Source organism: Enterobacter sp. GER_MD16_1505_Eko_090, assembly GCF_003331015.1.
GTDB lineage: Bacteria > Pseudomonadota > Gammaproteobacteria > Enterobacterales > Enterobacteriaceae > Enterobacter > Enterobacter roggenkampii.
This window is the reverse complement of record NZ_PUQF01000002.1, coordinates 319,053-340,424: the sequence shown is the minus strand read 5'-3', so window position 1 is coordinate 340,424 and position 21,372 is coordinate 319,053. Positions and strand designations below refer to the sequence as shown.

The window sequence follows — 21,372 nt, the reverse complement described above, 5'->3', positions numbered from 1 at the left end:
CCTGAGTAAACAAGGTGGATCAATATTAAACCGTTGGTGGTGGCGGTAAGTGGATCACTTTTTACCCGTTGTTGACATCATTGCTTCGCCTGACGGTTTTGGATTCGAAAATCCGCGCATTATTGTTGAGGTGAAGCACCGACGGGAACAGATGAGCAGCCAGCAAATCCGTAGCTTTATAGGTGGCCGTCATAAAGACGATCGCGGGCTGTATGTCAGCACCGGTGGATTCAGCAAGGATGCGCGCTATGAGGCCGATCGTTCTACAATCCCGTTGACGCTATGGACGCTGGACGATTTGGTACGTGCGTTAGTGGAAAACTATGAGCAAGTGGATATTGAGACTAAATTGTTGGTTCCGCTAAAGAAAACGTATTTGCCTGCATGAGTTTTCGCCGCCTGTTTCTGTATAAACAGGCGGCGATGTAGGCTCTTACGATGAGGGACCGCTAAATATTTACGCGAACTGGATAGCCTAATGCTCGCAAGGCTTTATTGGTTCTGCCATTTCTGGGAGGCGTATCTTCTGGCCTTGCCCAACCGACCACTTCAGCAATAGAGTTAATACCGTAATGTTGGAATTTGTACTCCTCGTCTTTTCCTGCCAGATAGATCCTTTCCCACATTAATGCAGGTTTTCCACCGTAGAGGACATAGTTGAGTAATTCAGCAATAGTCATACCTTTTTGATTGGTCTGGCTCATGATCCATTTGGTGAATAAAATGGCACGTTCTTCCCTGTTTATGGAATTTTGGGCAGGCAGGCCAAACGTTTCAGTACTCATTTTTATCACATGGTCCATCGTTGCATGCGTATAGAAGAATATGTTATGAAGATTATCCTCAGTCAATGAACTAATTTTGCTTTTTGATAAGTGCTCACGAATATAAGGAGCGTAAATTCCTAGGTTGATATCTTCATTAGATGGAGGCCCAGAGAGGCTCTTCCACCATGACAACATATTCATAAGTGCAGCTTGGGGGTCTTTACTATTGGCTTGGTGATAATCCTCAAAAGGATAAGTTTTATCATTTTGATGGACTTGATTGTAATAATACGCATGTAAAAACTGATCGGTTTGCCAAAATGCAGGTGTGTCCTTAGCGACCCAATTAGGCCTGAAGTCATTTATTTGGCTGGATATATTTCGTATTACGGAAAGTGTACTGTCCCATTCTTTATGGAAACTATCTTTTCTTTTATCATTTGCTTTTGGCTTGTCATAATTACTCACACCGCCCCAAACAGGTACACGACGTTTTTTTATAAGCTCTAGTTCTTTTTTATCTTTCTCTATTTTTAATTTTTGTAGCTTCTTTTGTTCGTCGATGATTTCCTGACTGAGGTCAATACAACAATCAAGAAATGCTAAATTATCGAAAAAATCTTCTAATTGCGAGATTAAGTCCGAGTTGTACAAATCACTTTCAGTATAGAAGACACCCGCTTCAATGTTCATATTCCATGCGCGATCGGTAAGGTTTGCTGAACCAATGTATGCCCCATAGCCCTTCCACCAGATGACTTTACTATGAAGGCAGTCGGGTACCAGCTTACAAAAGATGTTGTTCTTCGTATTAATAAGCAATTTAGATAAAAAAGAGGGTGCAACCGGAACAGTATGATCATATCGCATCCAGATATCAAGGCGATGGTGATTTTTTAGACAATGGTCAAGAAGCGTAGTTTTATCATCAGCATAGGCTATTGCTGCTACGACACCGTCAATTTCACAATTCGATGGAGGTAGAAAAGAACTAAAAAACTGCTTATTCAATCCATTTGCAATTAGTTTCATTATTATCTAACCGTACATCATTCCAGATGAAAAGAGAGATTGAGGAATATAGTTCAAAAAAATAACAATAAAAGGCTGACAGATTATTTAACCGAGGAGTGTGACACACTCCTCGATATATTCAGTTCACCCCTAACGCCTTATAAACCGCGTCCACAGGTTCAGAGTAAAAACTGACCTGGAATTTGGTAAATAACTCGGCTGGCACTGTCGGAATATCTACTGCAGAGGACATCGGCAAAAGTACCTTTTTTGCGCCGCTGTCGAAGGCGAGTTGTAAGCTAGCCGCCAGATCCTGAACAGGGTTGATCACTCCACCGAGCGTCATACTGCCTAATACGACCATTTGTTCTTGGACGGGTTTCGCCAGTAAAACGGAACATAGGGCAATAAGTGCTGCCAGACTGGTCGCGGTACTTGGTCCGGTATTGTGCAATTCGACTACGTGCAGGTGGTACTCATGTTCAGAAAATTTCGCTGTTGCGCTAACGCGGTTGAGGTTGCCTTTGAAATAGTCAAATCCAACCCGGATAGCTTCCTTAGCAGAGGTACTTGATCCCAGACCAGAAACGCTATGCTTACCATTACCAGCGGTCATCTGAGTTTCAAAGCGATACAGACCCGTCATGCCACTTTCCGCTTGTGTAACCAAATGCACTACGCCTGGCTTTGGCATGCCAGCAGGAATTAATTCGCTGCCGCCCTGTTCTGGCACGCTGACGAAGAATTCTTCCAGCGTCTCGTTATCGATGTAGCTGAAATTCACATCGAAGAACTCCAGACCGCCCAGCTTTTTAAGCTGTTCTTTGACTCGACGACGGGCTTCCATGGCGTAGGTCAGGCAAACACGGACATCTTCTTTACTGTAAGAACCATTGGGATGAAGAAGTTTCAATAGACCAGAAACCGTGCGCCTTACCGCGATAACATCTCGCTGGTTGAGGTTATTACCCAGCTTATAGAACTTATCAATCGCATCGGAGAAGCTGCGTTTGCGCATTTCCCGCATGTACTCGGCGAGATAATCCGTGATAAGGCCGTAGCGATTGGTAAAGAATTCCGGGCGCATTTTCGGGATTTCCCAGCCGGGTATATAGGCGTGGAAGCGGTCGAAAAACGCCGTATCGATCATCGCGGCAGGGAAGGGGGCTAACAGATGGCTGGTTTTGACTAACGTCTCAACGCTCTGATTGATGTTGCCGACGAATACCATTGATGCTTTGCCTTCAATCGAATCTCTGCCGCGGGAAAACGAGCCAGACGCCATGTAATCTTTCATGATTTGCACGCCGTCCTTGTCTTTGAAAGTGATCCCCGCCACTTCATCAAACGCGACCACATCCCACATACCAACCAGGCCAATCTGGCGGCTGGCCATGTTGTAAAACAGGTTTGCTACCGTGGTTTGTCCGCCGGAAACTAGCAGTGAGTTTGGCGAACATTCTTTATAGACGTGGCTTTTACCGGTACCGCGTGGGCCCAGTTCGCAGACGTTATAGTTATTTTCCACGAAAGGGATCATGCGGGTTAGCAGATGCCATTTAGTTCGCTGCTCAATGTTGGCAGGTTCCATACCCACGGAACGTAGCAGGACGTCAATCCACTGGTCGCGGTTGAAGTGCGTACGTGCGGTAAATACCTCTTCCATGTCCATATTGGGCATCTGGATAGGTTTAAGCGTCATCAGAGAGAAGGGGGACGTTTTCTGTCCTTCCTCAAAGAAGTAGTTCACGGTGATCATGCACCAGATGCCACCGGTCAACAGCTTCTCGTTGTCCTTGACCATCTGCGGAGGAACCAGTGCATCTTTAATGCCGAGGTTGGAGAGCTGGGCTTCGTAAACGTCTTTCTTCTGATTGAGCTTTACCGACACTTTATCGATGATCTTGTAGGATCCTCGCTCACGAATGAGCGATTTCACCTTCTCTGCTTCATCAGGGCGGACGTAGTTATCAGCCAGAATGCGCTTAACGTTCTGCAACCCTTGCTCGACGATCTGGTCATCGTCGGAAGCGCAGTACATACCGAGCAGATACTCCAGCACATAGACCGGGACGTTAGCCCCTTCCTTGAGCTGCTTGGTCAGATCTTTACGCACCACCCGACCGCGAAAATGCTGATTCAGTAAGGCGTCCAGATCGTAACCTTCTGCGACGAGTTCCCCTTCGGAGACGGCTGGAACGGGTAAGTCATGATGGGTTTGCATATCGCCTCACTTAAAAGAAATCATCCTGAAATGCCAGATCGATAATCACAGGGTACTTCTGGTAACCCGTTTCCGTTTGCGCATCTTCCAGTATCAACCAGTATTCATTACGGCGATTAAAATTCGCGCCAATCAGCTTCAGCGTAACGTCACGCACACGTTTTTCCATTGTGTTGTTATCGCTGTCAAAGCAGATTCGTTCTTTACCGGATACCACATTATTGGCGTTATCGACGATGAAGATGTTCAGAGTTCGCGCTTCGTATAATTCACCTACCGGATGGGTTTGCAGCAGGCTGACCTTATCAATGTTATTGACGAGTTTGATCAGCGGATGGTAATTCACTATGTCTACCGGACGACGCTGAGGTTGCTTCTCGGCAGCAGTTTTCTGCAGCGCTTTCACCTGCAATATGGGAACACAGACTTCCTGCAGCATGGCACCACCGTGGACAAACCGCGCTCCACCTGAGAAATGGAAACGCTGGATCCCTTTCGGAATCAGAAACTCGCTGTTATCGCTGACGCCTGCGGTATCTGCCACTTTTCCTTTCCAGCAAAAATCATCGGCAGGAAGCTGATGGCCGATAATAAAGCGTTTGTGGTTTTTAATCGTATTGTCTGGCTTGATCTGCAGCGTGGTTTTATCCTGCCCGGAAAGGGGCTGCTGCTGGAACAGGAAGCCGTGGTCCGCGGTGACGATAATGCGTGTACCGTGGAGACGGTTTATCACACGGGTCACTAAATCCTTCAGTTCAACCACCGCGTTACGGCACGCTTCGAAGGTCTTCTCCTCCGTAGATGCGCTGTCACCCATGGCATCAATGGTGTTATGCCAGATATAAACGACTTCGTAATCGCGAATAAGATCTCGTCCTTGCTGATTTTTCCATTTCAGAAGATCGTCGGATTTTACTGCCATCCCTTTATATTTCTTCAGAATGGTATCGCGGTTAGGCGTACCTGAGGTGGATAACCCGTCCGCATAAACTATGTCACCACTACCCGGTTGGTAGCATATCTCATCATGTGGCAGCAATGCCGCCATTCCCAGCTGGGTATAGCTGGGTAACACGCCCAACTGGGAACGCAGTTCTGCAGCAAAGCGTTTCTCGGTATTGATCTGGTTGCCCAGCTCTTCTGCCACTTCATAACGCAGCGCGTCGGAGATAATCACGAACACACGCTTGATTTGTGGATTGTTAAACTGTGGCTTAACCACCTCATTGTAGAAGTTCTGCTGCCGTGGAACGCCCGCAATACGCCACTCCTGCATACGGTTTTCGGCTCCCAGAACCTTATTCCAGCTCCGGCTTAATTCTGCTAGGTACCAGTTGGAATACAGCGCCTCGATATAGTCATCCAGGCTTTTCAGGATCATTGCACCTTTGCTGTGAACCAACAGCGCGTATTCGTTAAATAAGCGGTAGGCCTGGTCAAAGCGGAACAGCTCTTCGCAGTACGCTTTCCAGAACGTTGCGCTGTCCTGATAGTGGAAACCGTCAATATGACGATTACGCAGATTCAGCAGCCGCTCAGCCTGACGAAGCGCGTCATAGATGGCGTAGTATTCCTGACGCGTCTGGCACCAGTATTTGCTCTGGCGTTCGGACAGAAGCTTTTTGAAGGCTTCACGGTCAAGCGTGGTGCTCTCTTCCAGAAGCTGCGTCACCAGCGCATGAATAACGGTCTGTTCAATGCTCAGTGTGGTTTCGCACTCGTGCAGATCATACGGCGAGCTGAGACGGTACTGGTCTTCTGGTCGCAGCGCATCCTGCATCTGCTGTGCGCAATAATCATAGGCTTCTTTGTAGCGACGGTCGGCGCGCCAGGTGACCATAAAGGCTAACGCGGAGGCTCTGCCTGACGGCGTGGTCAGTGCGTTTTTTTCAAGCCATTCGCGTTTCTGCGGGTCTGCCTGCGCGGAAAGATCGGTACAGAATAGCTTTAGGATCAGGTTTTCCAGCGAAGGATGCTCGGCCTGATAGCCCATTTCCTGATTCAGAATGTCCCACAGCACGCCTTCCAGGTCGTGGCGTTTAAGCATCGCCAGCGTGTTTTCGAGGTCACTGTCGTCATCTTTCTGTTGATTGACGTACTGGGTAATCAGGCTGAACAGAATCTCTTCCGTTTTTGCTGTTTTTACGCCAGCGATGACCGCAACCATCTTCTTATCAAGGGAGGCTTCGTTTTCCTGCTCAGTGACCAGGCCTTTTAGGGCAGAAAGACGTTTCGTGCTGAAAAATGCCTTCCTACGTTGGATATGCTCGCGTAGGCCAAGCTGCGGAATAGCTAGCGTATTCAGTGTGATGGCAGCGAAATCGGCGTGGAACTCCGTACTATAAAGACGAATATCCAACAGCCAGTCGAGCTCACGCGGGGGCACATCGTAGGGGAACCACAGCAAAAACTGCTGTTCAGGCTCATCGATTTCAATGCGCTTTTTAACCGCCAGTTGTGACTGGTCGGCCATATTGAGCAACGTGACGTTCTCCAGTTGGAGGTTACCCAGTTCTTCGAGGAAACGCTTATCGGGATCGTGCCAGAAAACGATGCGATGTTCGGCGAATTTTGCTTTAAGGCCGGCAATAAATTCCTGATTTTGCAAGGTCACAATCCCATGTTGATTCGGTAAGTTCGAAGATGTCTGAACGCCTGGAAACCATGTTCCGCGTTCTGACACAAAGCCGCATTTTATCATGAACTGGAGGTGACGGATGCCTGAATAAGGCCGGTTTCCCGTATCGAGATCACCACCAGGCTGAAGCCCGGTGGTGTGGGAAGGTAAGTTATTCGATTAAATCACCTCAGGCGCATTGCCGGTAATGGCTTTCACATCCGCCAGCAGATCGCCAAACTTACCGTAGTTAACCTTAACGCCGTCGTCGAGATCAATACTGATTCTCATATCAGCATAGTGGCGTAAGCGATCGTCGAAGCTGCGCAGTTCGTTGAATTTCTTGCTCAGATTGTCGCGATCGCGCTTCAAACGGGTGGCTTCGCCGCCGGAGGCACCATCGACCTGTTCGTTCAAACGATCGATATTGGCCTGGTAGCGCGCCAGCAGCGGCACCACGTATTCGGTACGCATTCTCGCCAGCGTCGCGTCGTTGTAGCGATGCAGATAGACCAGACACTCAAACGCTTTCTCTTTACCGGAGCTGAACAGCCAGTAGATCGGCCGCTTTTTATACATCTTCATATGATCTTTCCAGAACTGGGTGGAAAGATAGCGACGGATGGTATCCAGCGCAGATTCTCCTTTTTTCGGCTTGAGCGCGTATAAACAGAGGCTTTCAGCGATAAAGTCTAGGTTTTCCTGCAGGTGTTCTTCGCTCCAGACGGTGCGGACAAACTCTTTGACGCGAGAGGTGACGTCGTCGTCAAACCACTCGTCATCCATCAGCGGCAGGATACCGTCATTGTCCGCAGGGAAGGTTTTGTATGCGCCTTCAGCGACAAGTTCGGCAAATCCTTTGTTGCCTTCATGGGCGTAGACTAGGCCTTCGCGATCGAGGGAGTAGCGACCCATCATGCAGCCGATGTTCACACTTATGTAACGTATAATGAGCTCTTTAAGCAATATACTATTCACAATCGCTTTAGGTTTTGAGTAGGCTATTCCTACAATATTGCAAACTTTTTCTTCGTTTAATATTATTAGGTCATTTATTTCTTTTTCTTTTTTTGTTAACTCTTCTTCATTAAATTTAAAAGAATCTTTCATTTTTAGTTTCTTGCAAAGCAACTTATGTGCATTGAAAAAAATTGAGCGCTCATCAAATAGAGAAATTTCTTTTTTGAGGATTAAAATTTTATCTATATGGCTCCAGTCTTGTGCCTGCGCATTCTGAGGTATAGGTAAAGATGCCACTTCTCCAGGATTAAGGTGAATAGATGGGTTTATTATATTAAAAATATATCTTGCATAATTTGAATTCAGAAACCCTAATAAAAAATTGCTATCTTTGTTATTTTTTAATATCATGAAATGCGATGTGGAATTAGGGATATAACCTTTTGGAAACTTTGCGAAAGAGTAGTTCCCTGAGCTCACGTCAGCCCAAGAAATACATTCTTGAAAATAACTTTCTTTATTTCTTAGCGAACCATTGCCTGGCTTGGAGTAATGTGAACCATTGTCTTTATAATCAACTAGGGAATCACTCTCTCCTAGGAAAGCCATATTACTTATTTGATGAATTAAAGGTACCCATTTTTTATTACCGATGGGTTCGCGTGAGTTTGTTAAAAATTCATTGATTTTATTCACATTTACCTCATGCTTAAATCGAATGAATTCATCTGTTCCTTTTGTGATCAATCCGCTCAAGCAACAAGCATAATCAGATATAGCCGCCCATTTTTTAAAGCCTAATAAAATGTCAGGGGATATCCAATAGCAAATAGGATTTGAAGGAATAGAGAAAAAATCTTTTTGGGTGTATATATTATAATGGAATTCATTATTGTAAAGTGCAACAGCTTTACTGGACGCATTCAGTGAGGTTAATTTTATAAATTTTGGTTTGTAATCATAATAATTAGTTTTGCTAATTACAAAAGCAGTTGTTTGAACTATTTCACCAGATATCTGTTCAAAAGCTCGTGCGCCTAAGTGCAGCATGTTAATTATAGTATGATTTATAAGGATATGTTTTCTTAATTTTTTGAATGTTGATAAATACATCCAGACTTGCATATTTATTTGTGCATTAAACCCATTTTCTTTAAGCAAAGAAAAAGCATGCTGCATAAACATCGAAAATAAATCAGCTTTACTATCCGGGAAATTATTTTTGGCAAACTCTTTCAGCTCACCATTCATTCCTTTACTGCCCATATACGGCGGATTCGCCACTACCGCATCATACTGCTGCACCAGGATCCACGCCTGCTGAATATACGGAATAAACGCTTTCGCCGCTGCCTTCTGCTGGAAATCTCCTTCCTGTTCCAGTCGATACAGCGCATTGAGAAACGCCTTCAGTTCCGCTTCTTCTTCCTGTGGCACCTGAATCAGCGAGCCCAGCGTTTTGGCATTTACAAAGCGCTTCAGCGTGCGCAACAGCAGCTGGTATTCCGCGCTATCGGCATGAGCTAATGCGGTATTTTCCGCAAACATATCTCCCATGCTGCCGGTCTGGCTCTGCTGGTGGAAGTTCAGCTGTTGCCACAGCTTAGCAATATCCAGATGCAGACTATCCTGCAGGGAGACAATATTCAGGCGCACGTCGCGGGTGAATATCCGTCGGTCATCCTGACGGGCCATCATTAATAATGCAAAACCGGAAAGTTGGGCAGCGCGGTCGTCGATATCGAGACCAAAAATATTATGTTCCAGAATCAATTGCGGAATATCGCGGGCGCGATAACCGCGCTCTTCGTAGATATTTTTCAGCACATTATAGGCTTCAATCAAAATATGTCCGGAGCCGCAGGCCGGGTCGAGTACCTTGATGCTTTCCGGTTCAATACTGGAAGGCGTAATCGCCGCCAGCTGCGCCTGCACTTCCGGCGTTTGCTCCGCAGGCTCGATGTAGTAGTCCATTTTGCTTTTCAGCGGCGAATCCGGATAGGTCTGCAACCACTGGCGGCCGACGGAGTTCTGTACCAGATACTGCACAATCCAGTTTGGGGTAAACAGCTGGGTGGCAGCAGGAATATCTTCGCTCTTTACTACTTTGCCGATAACCGCATCTTTTTTCTCAGATATATAGAACTGATATAGCCAGCCGATAACCTCAACTTCTTGCCAGTCTTCTTCCGGAATACCGTCCACCAGACCGCGTAGAATGGAGTCGGTGCGGGTCAGGTTATCCGGCAGCAGCAGTTCAGCTTCATCGTCGACTGCTTCAAACAGGAAAGGCATCGCGCGGTGCAGGGCGTGGCACTGGGCCAGCAGCAATTCACGGTAGATGGCTTCGTCCTGGTTGCCGGAAAGCTTCATCTCGACCAGCTGCGCCTTTTTCTCTGGCAGCAAAGCTTCCGCGACTTCCGGCACGTGGTCCAGCACTTCAAAGCTGTTTGGGTTATCCGGGTGCGAGAGCATACGGAAGCCGTGGTCAAGATAACTGTGGATTTCCATATAACGAATGGCGCATAAGCGGTTGAACCAGGTGTAGGCACAGTGCTCAACCAGCACGTCAAAGCCCTGCTCGCGGGCGCGTTTTACCAGACGATCTCGGCGGGTGAGGGTGGATTTGGGGTAGTCGAACTGACCATAGCGCACGGTTTCGCCGACGAGCTCGGCATCCGCAATTTGCAGATTGCCTTTTTTATCAGCGGAAATCCCCAGCGTGGTCAGCTTCTGGATCACCGCATCGCGGAACTGGTTACGGGCCTGTGGAGCGTATTTTTTGATGTTATTGGTATTCATAGAAAATCCTGCAAAGGGCAGCAGAGCGCTGCCCTGAAATGGGGGTTACTGAAGACGAATCCGGTCACCTGCCTCAATGGCTGCCAGCAGCACAGCGCGAAGCGTATCAAGCGCTTTTTCCACCTGCTCGGCGGTTTCCAGCACTTCACCACCGGTGGCTTTGCGCATCTCGCTGGCGACATTGACCAGATGCGTTTTTTTCGGTACCGGTTGGATAACGGGTTTTTCTGCCACAACATAGGTCTGTTGTGATTCTGCAGCGCGTGTGGTTTCATTCGCTGCTCGTAGCTGGGCTTCCTGCTTTTTACGCAGCTCGTCGATCCACTGGTTAATCTTCTTCTCTGCATCCGTTTGTAGCGCTTTCGTCTCTTGCTGTTCCGCCAGAATTTCCGGAATCGAATGGCTGACCTCAGCGCGCTTTCTGGCTTTTTGCATCGGCAGCAGAACGCTGTTTTGCAGCTCCGATGTGGCATGCGCTTCCTGCAAACGTTGACGACTCTCTTCGATGCGGGCGTCAATTCGTTCCAGGGCGCGCTGGCGGTGCTGTTCAACTAACTGATGGTTAACGTTCTGAACCTGTTCAATCAGCGGCGTGATGCGATTGAGATGCTTGTAAGGCTCCGGCATCTGCCAGATACTTTCCAGTTCACCCAGCGCTTTTACCGCCACGGCGTCTTTTTCCAGCGCGCTGCGGTTGGATTTAAAACTGCCATTCAGTGCAGCACCCAGTTTTTGCCAGGTGGCAAACTGCTTGCGGTAGAAATCGACCAAATCTTCACGATCTTCACTGAAATCCAGCAGTTCATTGGCCTGGCTGGTGACCTTCTCAATCAGGGCAAAATCTTCTTTTTCATTCAAAATGGAATTCAGCAGGCGCAGACCTGACTCAATCTCATTTTTGCCTGGATTGTTTCCACCTTCCGCTTTTGCTCTGAAGACATTCAGCTCTTGCTTCCAGTCGTCGAAGACCTGACGGATATGTTCGACCAGTGCGGGTTCTTCACGTTCGCTAAACGGCTGTTGGGCAATATCCGCCATAAGTTGTGCGGCTTTGCGAATTTGTGATTCGTCGTGACGACGAATTTTGTGCAGACGCAGCTCGCTGTGGCGACGACTGTTATTGAACAGTTCCCACACCTGCTTACGCTCGATATTGTTATTCTGCTGGCTAAAGCTGAATTTGCCTTTACGTGCCAGGCGAGCAACCAACAGCTTCACTTCTTCTTCTGGCCATCCATAAGGTCGACGAGCAAAGTGGTTCAGGACATCGCGTAAATAGACCGGTTTATTGTACTCGATGTTCATACTGACCCAGGTTTCCACTTCCCGCATCGCCTCAGGATTAGATTCCTCCAGCTCGCCTAGATCCAGCTCTGTATCATTCTCTACTGTAAGCAGCGCATGGATTTCACGTGCGATATCGCCGTTGAACGGCTTCAGCATTTTTAGCTTGGCAAACGTATTTTCAATCACATAGCGGCAGGCTTCATCCACGATGCTGGACGGCGTCGAAGATTTCTTCGGTAAACGCTCGCCAATCGCCCAGACGTCTGCTTCGGCAATAAGCGACTCTAGCTGGACGCGCAGCATTTTTTCGCGAACGCTGTTCTCGCGGGCTTTTTCTGAAAGCAGGCTGGCCTGTTCCGGGCGTTGTCCGGCGTTGTCCTTGAGGAATTTTTCGGTCTGAACGACTAAATCAATGTCGGTCCAGGTGCGCCCCTCCTCTGGGAGGCGAATCAAAATACAGCCATCACCTTCCGAAGTATAAGGACGGCAGGCGGCATCGCTGTTATAGAACGTATAGGTCGGATCTTTGGGGGTAAGAATTTTTACCACCAGATCGTTAAGCATTGCGCCGTCTAACGGGTGCCCGTTAAGGAAGCGGCTGATATCAAAGTCCTGCTTATTCGCTGGATAGCGATATTTTCTGTTTTTCAGAATGTCATCAAAGATGATCGACGCCAGTTTTTTATTGATCGCTGAGAAATCGATTTCGACGTTGCGGATCTCGTTCTCGATCTCTTTTTCTTCGTTGGTCAGGAACACGTATTTGTCTTCAACACGTGCTATCAGCATTTCCCGTTCCAGTTTGTTCAGGCTTTTTTCAACTCGGCGGCGAAGCTCGACTTTATCGGTATCGATTTTATCTATCGAAAGGGTGACCAGATTATCGAGTGTACTTTTCAGAACATCGACATAGCGGATCAAGAATAGCGTTTTCAGTAAGTTGCCATCGAACTCATCAAGAATACCATTCTGGCAGGCCTGAGTAATGGTACGGCTGACGGCAGGCTCCAGGAAGCTTTCAATTGCGGCATAGAAACGCCAGAACGGAACCAGAGAATCCAGACCTCGCGGGGCGATCTGCTGTGCCGCAGTCTGGAACGCTTCTAACTGTGATCGTTCACCCATGGCTAACTGTTTACCGGCGGCACCTTTGGTCCGGATAGACTCAAAAACCTTCTGCAGAATCTGGTAGTGCCACGGGACAAACGGGTAGTTATCAATAAATTCTTCTTCACTGGTGTAGGGGCGCAAAGAAGCGGTGGTTGTAGGATCAAAGGCAAGCTGGTTACGCAGGATGTCGCCTTTTTCCTGCCAGACTTTCGCCAGCGCGGGTCTTGCAGCATCAGTTTTCACCAGCAAACGTTTTTGGATAACTTCGGATGTATTGGAGCTTGAAAGCTGCAAACGGGTAGAGAAACGGCCCTGAATTTTAGAGAAGTCCTGTCCGTCACGGCTGCTCATCCCACCAATGGCCGCATTGATATCCGCCTGGGAGGTAACAATAACCCATGCGCGTCCACCGCAGATCACACCCAGGTTTTCAGTGATAGTCTGTAGCTTCAACATCATCTGCGTATTTTTACCGATGAACTGGCCGACCTCATCCACCATGAAGAGGATGTTTTTGCCGTTTTCATCCAGCCACTCTTTGACCCACTGGCAAAAATTATTGATATCTAATGGGAAGTTCTTATCCAGCTGTTCCACCCATTGACGCGAGGCGTCAACGCTTTGACCTGTGGCCTGGCTTAGAGCTTCTGCCATTTCATCGCTGATGAAATAGTAGGAATCGCGCTCTTTTTCCCAGCTTGAACCAGTGATAGTGGAAAATGCGGTCTTAAACGCGTCGTATTGGCCGCGTTTAGCCAGCTCACGCTCCAGATGAGCGATGTGCGGAAAATCAGCGCAGTAGCCAACCCGTTCGTTAAACACCTTCAGGAAGACTTTAAGGATGGCGTCTTCTTTGTCATCGACGTTAGCACGAGAATCAATATTGAACAGGATCACTTCCGTCGGATGATGGACCGCTTTGTTGATATCAGCGAGGAACAGAGCATCTTTGATTTTGTCTTCAAAGAAGGAGTATGCATTACGTTCTGTACCGTTATGGCTGACTTTGCGGTTAGACAATAGATACGACAGAATCTTGATAAAGTGTGATTTACCTGAGCCAAAGAACCCTGAAACCCATACGCCAATTTTGTTTTCCATGCGTATGCGCTCCGGACCGGTTGCCGGAACATAAGATTCGAAGAAATGGCGAAGATGTCCTTCCAGTTCCCGGGTGATGACGTATTCATCAAGCTCAATCCAGGCACTGGCATCGTCCGTCTGTTCGGCTTTCACAACGCCATTAATATTTCGGTCCAGACGTTTCTCAAATATCTGTTCAATATTCATTGCTGTGCTCTTTAACGAGGATTCAATGTCGCCGCAGGCCCGCTTTCGGGTACCAGCCTGAAGGCGCGATAATAATTTCGGGAATCAATACCCGCCAGGGGGGAGAGATCGTGTCCGCTATAGGTTCCCGGATAAAACATCAACAGAGGGGTAAAACCCATTACGTCCTGCAAGGCGCTCATCAGCTCATGGCCACGAACCAGCGGCCAGGCATTCCCCATGCCTGTCAGGATGACAAATTCTTGATTCTGAAGATCGACTTTTTTTGCTATGTAATCCACGATTTTTTTCTGATTCAATAAGCCAACGAGTTGTTTTTTCAGCGCTTCGGTACCGACTTTCACTTCCTGCTGACAGACGCGCTCAAATAGCCCACGTTCGGTGAGCATGCCGATAATGATCTGAAAGATGTTGAGGTGCGTGAACTTGTGGTCCTTTTCCAGATTACGGAAAAGATACTTCAGGTGTTCACGTACCTGTAGCTCATTCTGAGCAGGATAATCAAAAATCCAGAACCCAATCTCATTACCTGAGCCGTTGTTTTTGAGAAAGCGCTCTTCGCTAATGCGGCTCTGAACCTGTGACAGGCGGTATTCAAGCACGGGATCGATCACCGTTGCCCCTCCAGAATAGAAACCAATTCTTGTTGCCCGAGGCGCTGCAAGGTTGCCTGGGTTTCTGGTAAAAGAAAGACTGACTGGAGATTACGTCGGCGTGGCGTATCCAGATAACCCGCCTCAGCCAGTGCTTTAATCAGGTTGTTACCCATTTTTTTGATGGATGAATCTGAGTAACTAGTGAGTACGGGCTGCTGACGAAGATGGCTGGTCACGAACTCATCCCAGCTATCTATAGGGAGCTTTTCTTTAAATTGTCGGCGCAGATCGTTTACCACTTCAGCCAGGAAGTCTTTAACAACCGGTGAATGGAGTACCAGAGCGACAAATAGCAATTGCTGACGCTCGCGCTCGCTCCCTTCCGCAATAAGTGACCACGCGGCTTTATCAAGCGTATTCAGGCGTAGTTTTATCGTTGTGGCATAGCGCTTTGCAGTATTGGCAGAGGAAGCCTGGAGAATGTTATGACCCACGATCTGCTCTTGCCAGGTCTGTTCATCGGGAGCGGTAAGCATGAGCTCAGCGATGATTCGACTTTCCCTGCTCATCAGCGGCCCGCCTAGCAGGTCTCCAATCCATGCCTTGTCGTTTTTCATCGTCATATCTACCCTCTGAAGACTGCTATGCAGCTCGCAAAAAAACAAACAATGATTGTAATGGGGGAAGGGGCCGGATGCCATGAGAAAAGGCAATTTGTGAGAGGGCAAGGTCCGAATGATAGAGTGCTTATCACTTCCTGGTTCCCCGATGGGTAAGAATAGGCTCTTTTGTTTGAGTGCGCACGGCCAGAACCGGTTAGACTAAGAGACCGTGCTTGATTGAGCGATCGCCTTTAATTTATGGGTCAGCTACAGATAATTAATGACAGGATCCAATAGTCTGCTAGCTTAAACTTACAAATTAATGGGTTCTTTTCTTAATGTCCCATTCAGCCAAACCTCAATCCTTCCAGGACGATTATCCTTTGTAATCCATAGCATATTGATCACGACGCCCGGAACCGCCTTCACCAACGCCCGCAGCCCCTCTTCATCCAGATCCGTAAACCGTCTTTCACCCTGCACACGCTCACCGTTGCCATACTTAAAGGACACGTACCAGACACCGCCAGGCTTAAGCGCATCCGCAAGCTTCTGCATCACCGCAGGCAGCTCAGAAGAGGGGACATGCAACAAAGAGGCACAGCACCAGATCCCATCGTACTTTGTTTTACAGTCGATCTCTGAAAACGTCATCAACTGCACGGGTAACCCGGTATGTTGTTTTGCCAGCTCCACCATCGCGGAAGAAGCATCAAAAGCATCCACCTGATAACCCATCTCATGAAAGGCTTTTGCGTCCCGACCAGAACCGCAGCCCGCATCCAGAACCCGGGCGCCGTGAGGAAGATGTTGTGTAAAGGCCTCGTAAAGCGGGGTCATATCAACATTGACCGTGCCATCGAAGAAATCCTGTGCGTGGTTCTGGTAGTAGTGAAGTGTCATTAAAACGTTGCCTCGCCTTCCGCGTTGGGTTTCCAGGTATGGATAAGTTTGTCCAGCGCAGCCTGCCAGTTGCGCTGAAGAAAGCTTTTCCGTGCTTCAGGACGTTGCCCCGTCTGTAGAACAATCGTCTCATGTAACGGCAGTTTGCTCTGAATAAAATACTCATTACGGGTGTGCAACCGCTGCAGGAGCCTGAGCTCGGGAATGCGTGCCGACTTGCCTTCGACGCCACGGTTACAGCACCGACAGGCCAGCACTAAGTTCCATACGCCGTTAATATTGCTCACTTCATGGCGGGCAGCCCAGGGAATAAAGTGGTCGACGTCCGCCAGTTCTGCGTCTCCCGGTACCAGACTGATGGGCTTGAAGCAGTAAAAACACCGTCCTTTCTGGTAACCATTCAGGCTATCGCGACAGCTGGTGATGTCTACGCGACGCGCATTTACCCTCGTGAACAACAGCTGATTATCTTTGTCGAACTCCACGCCCACAAGGTTACGTGAAATCCCCATCGACCAGGCCTGTTCTACCAGGTTCCAGCGGGCATTAGTTTCAAAGGCGAGGTTTTTATACTGCAGGCGTTCGCCCAGTAAATAGAAGTTATCCGTCAGGCGGATCCCGTTGTGGGTTTTGCGCTCATCAAGGAAAAAACGTTTTTCGATCTCGCCCTGGTTCACGTAATGAAAAGCATCAATCACGTTGTTAAAGCCAAGGCGCACCGTCGCTTCAATGAGCTGGGCGTGGGTGATTTCACCTCTGTTGAACTTCAGGCAGGTTTCCAGAAATTGGCTGCTGCGGGAGGTGATCTGTTTTGGCGCATGCTTCAGGTGCTCGCAAAGATAGCGGCTGAACGGCACAGCAAGCTGGTCGAGCGTAATCAAATCGCTGCCCGTCTTATCCACTTCATACAACGCTGATGCCAGCGCAAATTTGTAAGATGCGACGTTCCTTCCAAAGAGGATCACACCACGCCAGTAGTTCTCAAGCGTCGGATCGGCCTGATAAAATTCCATTGATGAAGTCCTGTTACGGTTGGCTGGGCAGGGCGTTACTAAAGCCTGTAACAGGATCACATAACAAAATCAGGGTGATGTAAATCGTTAATCTATAGGTTTGATGAATTTTTGTGGGATCTGAGAAGAAGGGCTGGATGCGACGGATTTGTCGTTAAAGGCAATTTAGCGAAAGAATAGATTTCTGGATGAGGCACATAGAAATGATTTTCAAACCTGCGATTTTCAGTATCACACCAAACCCTATTTCCTGAATCTCCCTCGTATTTCCCAAATTTACCCATCGCAAAACCGCTGTATTTATATTCAGCTGTGTATAATATGGCAGCAGTAATTACGCCAGTCGGAAAAACGCCTCTTCATAGGGATATCCTCATGTGGCTTATGAAGACATTACTAACATCATGGAGCAGGTCACTCTGCCAGCGGTTCGGTCTCGCCCCTTAGGGTACAGGTCAACTTGATAAACTTCGCTTCCTGATACACCTCTGATGTTACCGCAACGGCCTTACACGTTGTCTTACCACCAACGGGCTATTATCTGAAAATCAGAGGTCTCTCGGAAGAAAACCTTCTTATGTCCGATTGCGCAGGAGTACGATAAGCCAACAAATCATTATAGATAAAAGGGTTATCTATGGCTCTACATGGAAAGTTCGTAATTAATGATGCGTACTACTCCCCGTTATCGTTTCCTGGTATAGGCACTTTTTTAGCTTTCTCTGGTAATGGTGCTTACCGTAATCGTGGGGCATGTGGAATGATCCCCAAAGAGGGGCCAGTACCAGCGGGTAAATACTGGATTGTTGACCGCCCTCAGGGTGGACTCAAGTCACAGCTAAACACAGTGGGAAGAGACATTTATAATCACTTCGCCAATGGTGCAACATTCAAACATTCTGAATGGTTCGCATTATGGCGTGATGATTGGGGGATCGACGATTACACTTGGATTGAAAGCGTTAAGCGTGGCAATTTCCGTTTGCATCCAGGCGTACTATCAGAAGGTTGTATCACTCTCCCACATGATTCTGATTTTGCCATGTTGCGTAATGCTCTGTTGAGAAGCCAGAGAATAGATGTTCCTTGCATGAGGAAACTACAGGCATACGGCACGATTGAGGTGATCTCCAATGGCAAAACATGCCCTTAGTTTATTCATCAAGATAGTGCTGTTCGCTGTTGTTGCGCTGCTCGTTGCTGAAATGGTTCCGTATGATGGATTAGTTAATTCTATTACGGGGCTTTTCGATTTCCAAAGCGCCGACAAGTTTACCCGCTTCATTTTGGGTGAACCTGATTTAGAAGTTTGGGAATCGTTAGACGGCTATTTTAGCATCTTAATCAATACATTAATCAGCGTACCTGTCATGAGCGCCATTACCACGGCGTACAGTGGCGCGACACACAAAGTTAGTCCAGCTGGCATCCCCAGAGAGTGGTTCAGTTCCACGTTGCGACGGTTAGCTAAAATCTTCGGGTTTACCTTCCTGTTTTGGGCGTTATTTCGCTTGCTGCCTTATCAGTCTTTATTCCCGGATCAAACGTATTCAAATTTCACATTGGCGGCGATTGTGGGCTTTCAGTTGCTCTTAACGATTGTTTGCTACTGGTTCATCACGAAGAAAATCACAACTAAAAGGAGTTTGTAAAATGCCTATTCCGGCTTACATGTGGCTTAAGGACGATGGCGGTGCAGACATTAAAGGAGCTGTAGACGTTCAGGATCGTGAGGGGAGTATAGAGATTGTTGGCTTTAGTCATGGTCTGAACATTCCAGTAGACAGTGCCAACGGGAAGATTACTGGCAAACGTTCACATTCTCCGATGATGATTGAAAAGGAGTTTGATAGCTCCAGCCCGTATCTATACAAAGCCGTTGCCACCGGTCAAACGTTGAAAAGTGCGGAGATTCGCTGGTATCGCATTAACCATGCAGGACAAGAAGAGTGCTACTTCGTCATGACCATTGAGGGCGTGAAAGTGACGGGCATTAACCCAGGGATGCCAAACGCTAAAATGGCAGGAAACTCGCAGATCAACCACATGGAATCTGTTTCCCTGATGTATGACAAAATCACCTGGCGTTATGTTGATGGTAATGTCCAGTATACGGACGATTGGAACGTAAGAGCGTAACAAATCGAAAGGAGGCATTGAGTGCCTCCTCTTTATTAACGCTTATTCTCTCAAGGGAGCCTGTCCGTAAATCTGTGTAACTGCCATCGTATTAAAGGTGATCGCTCAGTCGGTCACCGAACTTGATAATAAAACGACTCATTGCCAGCCCGCAGATCGGCGAATGGTTGCTCTAAGGTCCATGCGGGCGCTCACCGTATATTCTGATAGTCCTCGCAGCGTAATTTCCCTGACCTAACCCTTTTCCTGAATCTCCCTCGCAAATTCCAAATTTACCCCACACCAAACCGCTGTATTTATATTCAGCCCTGTATAATAAACACCAGAAATTACGCCAACCGGCGAAAGGAAGTATCAAAGAAATTTAAACGAGGAATTCGCGATATGAAGGTGCTGCAACACCCCCATACCGCTAACCACAAACAACTAATGAGGAGTTGAAAATGGCTGCGACGAATTTTAAGCCAGAGTTTACTGTTTGCAAAACAGAATCAGACGCTTTCACCGGCATGATTGAAAACCGCGAGCTGGTACGCAAAAACAGCGCCCGCCGTCTTCACGGCAACCAGCCTAACGCGGCGCCTGTTCATCCCCGCGCGGAAACGCCTCAGGACAGTGCCGCCTGCTGCGAACTGTATGCACGCATAGACATGAAATACCTTCTGCTGGGCGGAGACTGGTTAACCCGTGCAGGTTTTATCAACGGTATGCCGGTGAAAATCCGCGCCATGAAAGACTGCATTGTGATTACGCCACAGCATACAAGAGAATTATGGGGATGCCTGGAAGGGATGAGTGTGGTGAATATAAATAAACAGAAAGTCGCGCAGTGGCTGAAGACGTTTCCGGGGGCGCTGAATGATACCGGGGATATACCCGTTGTGAAGCGGGGAGTCGGGCAAGCGATGCCTGAGTAATTTCTGGCTTCCTACCTAATGTATCCTTGGAGCAATAAAACGATACGAGCATGTCATCCCATGCTCGTATTAATCAGAAATCACTCGTGCTTTACCTGCTCTTTCACAGCCTTAACCAGTACAGCATGGAGTTCGCCAACGGTTAAATCGCGTATCACAGGTTCGGGTATGCCACGCATCCAGCGCATAAAACGACAGATGCCAAAAAAGTCTATACCTTCACCCGTAAACAGATACTCGTTCTCCGCGAGAGAGAACGTTTTCCTGTAGCCATCCTCTTCCGTGGCAAGCTGAACGCCAAACGCTTCTTCGCAGTCTTCCAGCAGGTCTTCGCCGTCGATACCGCAAATATGCAAATCGGCCTCAATCAACGTATTGCTATCGATAGGTTTACGATGCTCACCGGAGGAGTTTCGAACAACCTCAATAACTTGTGCGAGAGTAGGTTCCATTTAAAAAAATTCCGTATTCGTTAGTTTCAATTGGCTATCCGGAACTTAACAGTCACCCGCTATTCGATAAGGCGTGAAGTAGGGTACGGGTCCAGAAAGCATGATTATCTTTGCTATGGTTTGAAACCGGGTTTACCATTTGCCCTACGCCACTCCTTTACTTCCTGAACTACGCCTTCGGGGCTGTCTTCTCTATCTTCTCGTGGATAGTAAATAAGATCGGAACCATCAGGGTGCTCAGTCAATCGTTTGAATTCGAGGATATTTTTTATATCTTCAGCTTCAGTGGTGGCAGTGACATCAAACAATTTTCTTACAAATTCCAAAAATAGTTCTTCTGTGTAATCTTCAATTTTATCCATTTTTTTCATCTTAGATGAGATCTTTTAGTATGCCCTATACGATTATCGGGCAATGCCTCTCACCAATTATCCCTATAGTCGAAAGAAACCTGATAGTCATAAATAGTGGGGGTTATTTTATGTACGAAGTGGGGCTGAAGAATTGGTATCCATTCGGCTTCAACATCAAAAAAACCATTATTCACATTGTTCTTAGTCGGTATACGAAGACATATGGTTATGATCTCCATGTTATCGCCGAAATTGTTAGAAAATTCTGTGCTTTCACCTAGTTCAGTCCTCATATCATACCATTGCAATCTAATCTTCAAACCCAC

The 21,372-nt window shown here is 47.5% G+C and carries 16 protein-coding genes and 1 pseudogene; 5 read left to right on the top strand and 12 right to left on the bottom strand.

Going from position 1 to position 21,372, the window contains the following annotated elements:
• Positions 1 to 73: 73 nt before the first annotated feature.
• Positions 74 to 388, top strand: a pseudogene (locus C6A40_RS04010) (restriction endonuclease); the annotation flags it as partial.
• A 61-nt stretch (positions 389 to 449) separates the two neighbouring features.
• On the opposite strand, the gene C6A40_RS04005 reads toward C6A40_RS04010, so the two are convergent.
• From C6A40_RS04005 to C6A40_RS03965, 9 genes are all read right to left on the bottom strand, one after another.
• Positions 450 to 1,799 carry a phospholipase D-like domain-containing protein gene (locus C6A40_RS04005; RefSeq protein ID WP_045335528.1) on the bottom strand — a complete coding sequence of 450 codons (1,350 nt, stop codon included), beginning with the start codon at positions 1,797 to 1,799 and terminating at the stop codon, positions 450 to 452.
• Between the two features lie 121 nt (positions 1,800 to 1,920).
• A complete protein-coding gene (gene brxL / locus C6A40_RS04000; RefSeq protein ID WP_045335530.1) occupies positions 1,921 to 4,005 on the bottom strand; it encodes a protease Lon-related BREX system protein BrxL in 2,085 nt (694 codons plus the stop codon).
• Between the two features lie 10 nt (positions 4,006 to 4,015).
• On the bottom strand, positions 4,016 to 6,613 hold the full coding sequence (pglZ, locus tag C6A40_RS03995) for a BREX-1 system phosphatase PglZ type A (protein ID WP_084832317.1): 2,598 nt from the start codon (positions 6,611 to 6,613) through the stop codon (positions 4,016 to 4,018).
• Between the two features lie 189 nt (positions 6,614 to 6,802).
• Entirely contained in the window at positions 6,803 to 10,384 is a 3,582-nt protein-coding gene (pglX, locus tag C6A40_RS03990) for a BREX-1 system adenine-specific DNA-methyltransferase PglX (RefSeq protein WP_045335534.1), read from the bottom strand.
• A gap of 45 nt (positions 10,385 to 10,429) precedes the next feature.
• On the bottom strand, positions 10,430 to 14,071 hold the full coding sequence (gene brxC / locus C6A40_RS03985) for a BREX system P-loop protein BrxC (RefSeq protein WP_008501367.1): 3,642 nt from the start codon (positions 14,069 to 14,071) through the stop codon (positions 10,430 to 10,432).
• Between the two features lie 11 nt (positions 14,072 to 14,082).
• On the bottom strand, positions 14,083 to 14,685 hold the full coding sequence (gene brxB / locus C6A40_RS03980; RefSeq protein ID WP_045335537.1) for a BREX-1 system protein BrxB: 603 nt from the start codon (positions 14,683 to 14,685) through the stop codon (positions 14,083 to 14,085).
• The gene (brxA, locus tag C6A40_RS03975; protein ID WP_102135186.1) at positions 14,682 to 15,284 is read right to left on the bottom strand and encodes a BREX-1 system protein BrxA; all 603 of its coding nucleotides are present in this window, start codon (positions 15,282 to 15,284) and stop codon (positions 14,682 to 14,684) included. Before brxA ends, brxB begins: the two co-directional genes overlap by 4 nt.
• Positions 15,285 to 15,581: 297 nt before the next feature.
• The gene (locus C6A40_RS03970) at positions 15,582 to 16,172 is read right to left on the bottom strand and encodes a class I SAM-dependent methyltransferase (RefSeq protein WP_021240652.1); all 591 of its coding nucleotides are present in this window, start codon (positions 16,170 to 16,172) and stop codon (positions 15,582 to 15,584) included.
• Positions 16,172 to 17,185, bottom strand: coding sequence for an HNH endonuclease domain-containing protein (locus C6A40_RS03965; RefSeq protein ID WP_021240651.1), 1,014 nt, complete (start codon positions 17,183 to 17,185; stop codon positions 16,172 to 16,174). The genes C6A40_RS03970 and C6A40_RS03965 overlap by 1 nt, the downstream gene beginning before the upstream one ends.
• Before the next feature lie 637 nt (positions 17,186 to 17,822).
• Here C6A40_RS03965 and C6A40_RS03960 point away from each other — a divergent pair.
• From C6A40_RS03960 to C6A40_RS03945, 4 genes are all read left to right on the top strand, one after another.
• Positions 17,823 to 18,338, top strand: a complete 516-nt coding sequence (locus tag C6A40_RS03960) for a DUF2778 domain-containing protein (protein WP_071788967.1) — start codon at positions 17,823 to 17,825, stop codon at positions 18,336 to 18,338.
• A complete protein-coding gene (locus C6A40_RS03955; RefSeq protein ID WP_021240650.1) occupies positions 18,319 to 18,837 on the top strand; it encodes a hypothetical protein in 519 nt (172 codons plus the stop codon). The genes C6A40_RS03960 and C6A40_RS03955 overlap by 20 nt, the downstream gene beginning before the upstream one ends.
• A 1-nt stretch (position 18,838) precedes the next feature.
• Complete coding sequence (locus C6A40_RS03950) at positions 18,839 to 19,324, top strand: Hcp family type VI secretion system effector (protein ID WP_008501360.1); 486 nt, start codon at positions 18,839 to 18,841, stop codon at positions 19,322 to 19,324.
• A gap of 443 nt (positions 19,325 to 19,767) precedes the next feature.
• Complete coding sequence (locus C6A40_RS03945; RefSeq protein ID WP_021240649.1) at positions 19,768 to 20,241, top strand: SymE family type I addiction module toxin; 474 nt, start codon at positions 19,768 to 19,770, stop codon at positions 20,239 to 20,241.
• A gap of 80 nt (positions 20,242 to 20,321) precedes the next feature.
• Here C6A40_RS03945 and C6A40_RS03940 read toward each other — a convergent pair whose 3' ends face one another.
• The 3 genes from C6A40_RS03940 to C6A40_RS03930 all read right to left on the bottom strand — a co-directional run bounded on the left by C6A40_RS03940 (position 20,322) and on the right by C6A40_RS03930 (position 21,372).
• Positions 20,322 to 20,693, bottom strand: coding sequence for a hypothetical protein (locus tag C6A40_RS03940; protein ID WP_021240648.1), 372 nt, complete (start codon positions 20,691 to 20,693; stop codon positions 20,322 to 20,324).
• Positions 20,694 to 20,806: 113 nt separating this feature from the next.
• Entirely contained in the window at positions 20,807 to 21,064 is a 258-nt protein-coding gene (locus C6A40_RS03935; protein WP_391522971.1) for a bacteriocin immunity protein, read from the bottom strand.
• A 50-nt stretch (positions 21,065 to 21,114) separates the two neighbouring features.
• Complete coding sequence (locus tag C6A40_RS03930; protein ID WP_072050934.1) at positions 21,115 to 21,372, bottom strand: colicin E3-like toxin immunity protein; 258 nt, start codon at positions 21,370 to 21,372, stop codon at positions 21,115 to 21,117.

Coding starts and splice junctions, on each gene's coding strand:
- C6A40_RS04005 (WP_045335528.1), bottom strand. CDS start 1,799: ATGAAACTAATTGCAAATGGATTGAATAAGCAGTTTTTTAGTTCTTTT.
- brxL (WP_045335530.1), bottom strand. CDS start 4,005: ATGCAAACCCATCATGACTTACCCGTTCCAGCCGTCTCCGAAGGGGAA.
- pglX (WP_045335534.1), bottom strand. CDS start 10,384: ATGAATACCAATAACATCAAAAAATACGCTCCACAGGCCCGTAACCAG.
- brxC (WP_008501367.1), bottom strand. CDS start 14,071: ATGAATATTGAACAGATATTTGAGAAACGTCTGGACCGAAATATTAAT.
- brxA (WP_102135186.1), bottom strand. CDS start 15,284: ATGAAAAACGACAAGGCATGGATTGGAGACCTGCTAGGCGGGCCGCTG.
- C6A40_RS03970 (WP_021240652.1), bottom strand. CDS start 16,172: ATGACACTTCACTACTACCAGAACCACGCACAGGATTTCTTCGATGGC.
- C6A40_RS03965 (WP_021240651.1), bottom strand. CDS start 17,185: ATGGAATTTTATCAGGCCGATCCGACGCTTGAGAACTACTGGCGTGGT.
- C6A40_RS03960 (WP_071788967.1), top strand. CDS start 17,823: ATGGCTCTACATGGAAAGTTCGTAATTAATGATGCGTACTACTCCCCG.
- C6A40_RS03955 (WP_021240650.1), top strand. CDS start 18,319: ATGGCAAAACATGCCCTTAGTTTATTCATCAAGATAGTGCTGTTCGCT.
- C6A40_RS03950 (WP_008501360.1), top strand. CDS start 18,839: ATGCCTATTCCGGCTTACATGTGGCTTAAGGACGATGGCGGTGCAGAC.
- C6A40_RS03945 (WP_021240649.1), top strand. CDS start 19,768: ATGGCTGCGACGAATTTTAAGCCAGAGTTTACTGTTTGCAAAACAGAA.
- C6A40_RS03940 (WP_021240648.1), bottom strand. CDS start 20,693: ATGGAACCTACTCTCGCACAAGTTATTGAGGTTGTTCGAAACTCCTCC.
- C6A40_RS03935 (WP_391522971.1), bottom strand. CDS start 21,064: ATGAAAAAAATGGATAAAATTGAAGATTACACAGAAGAACTATTTTTG.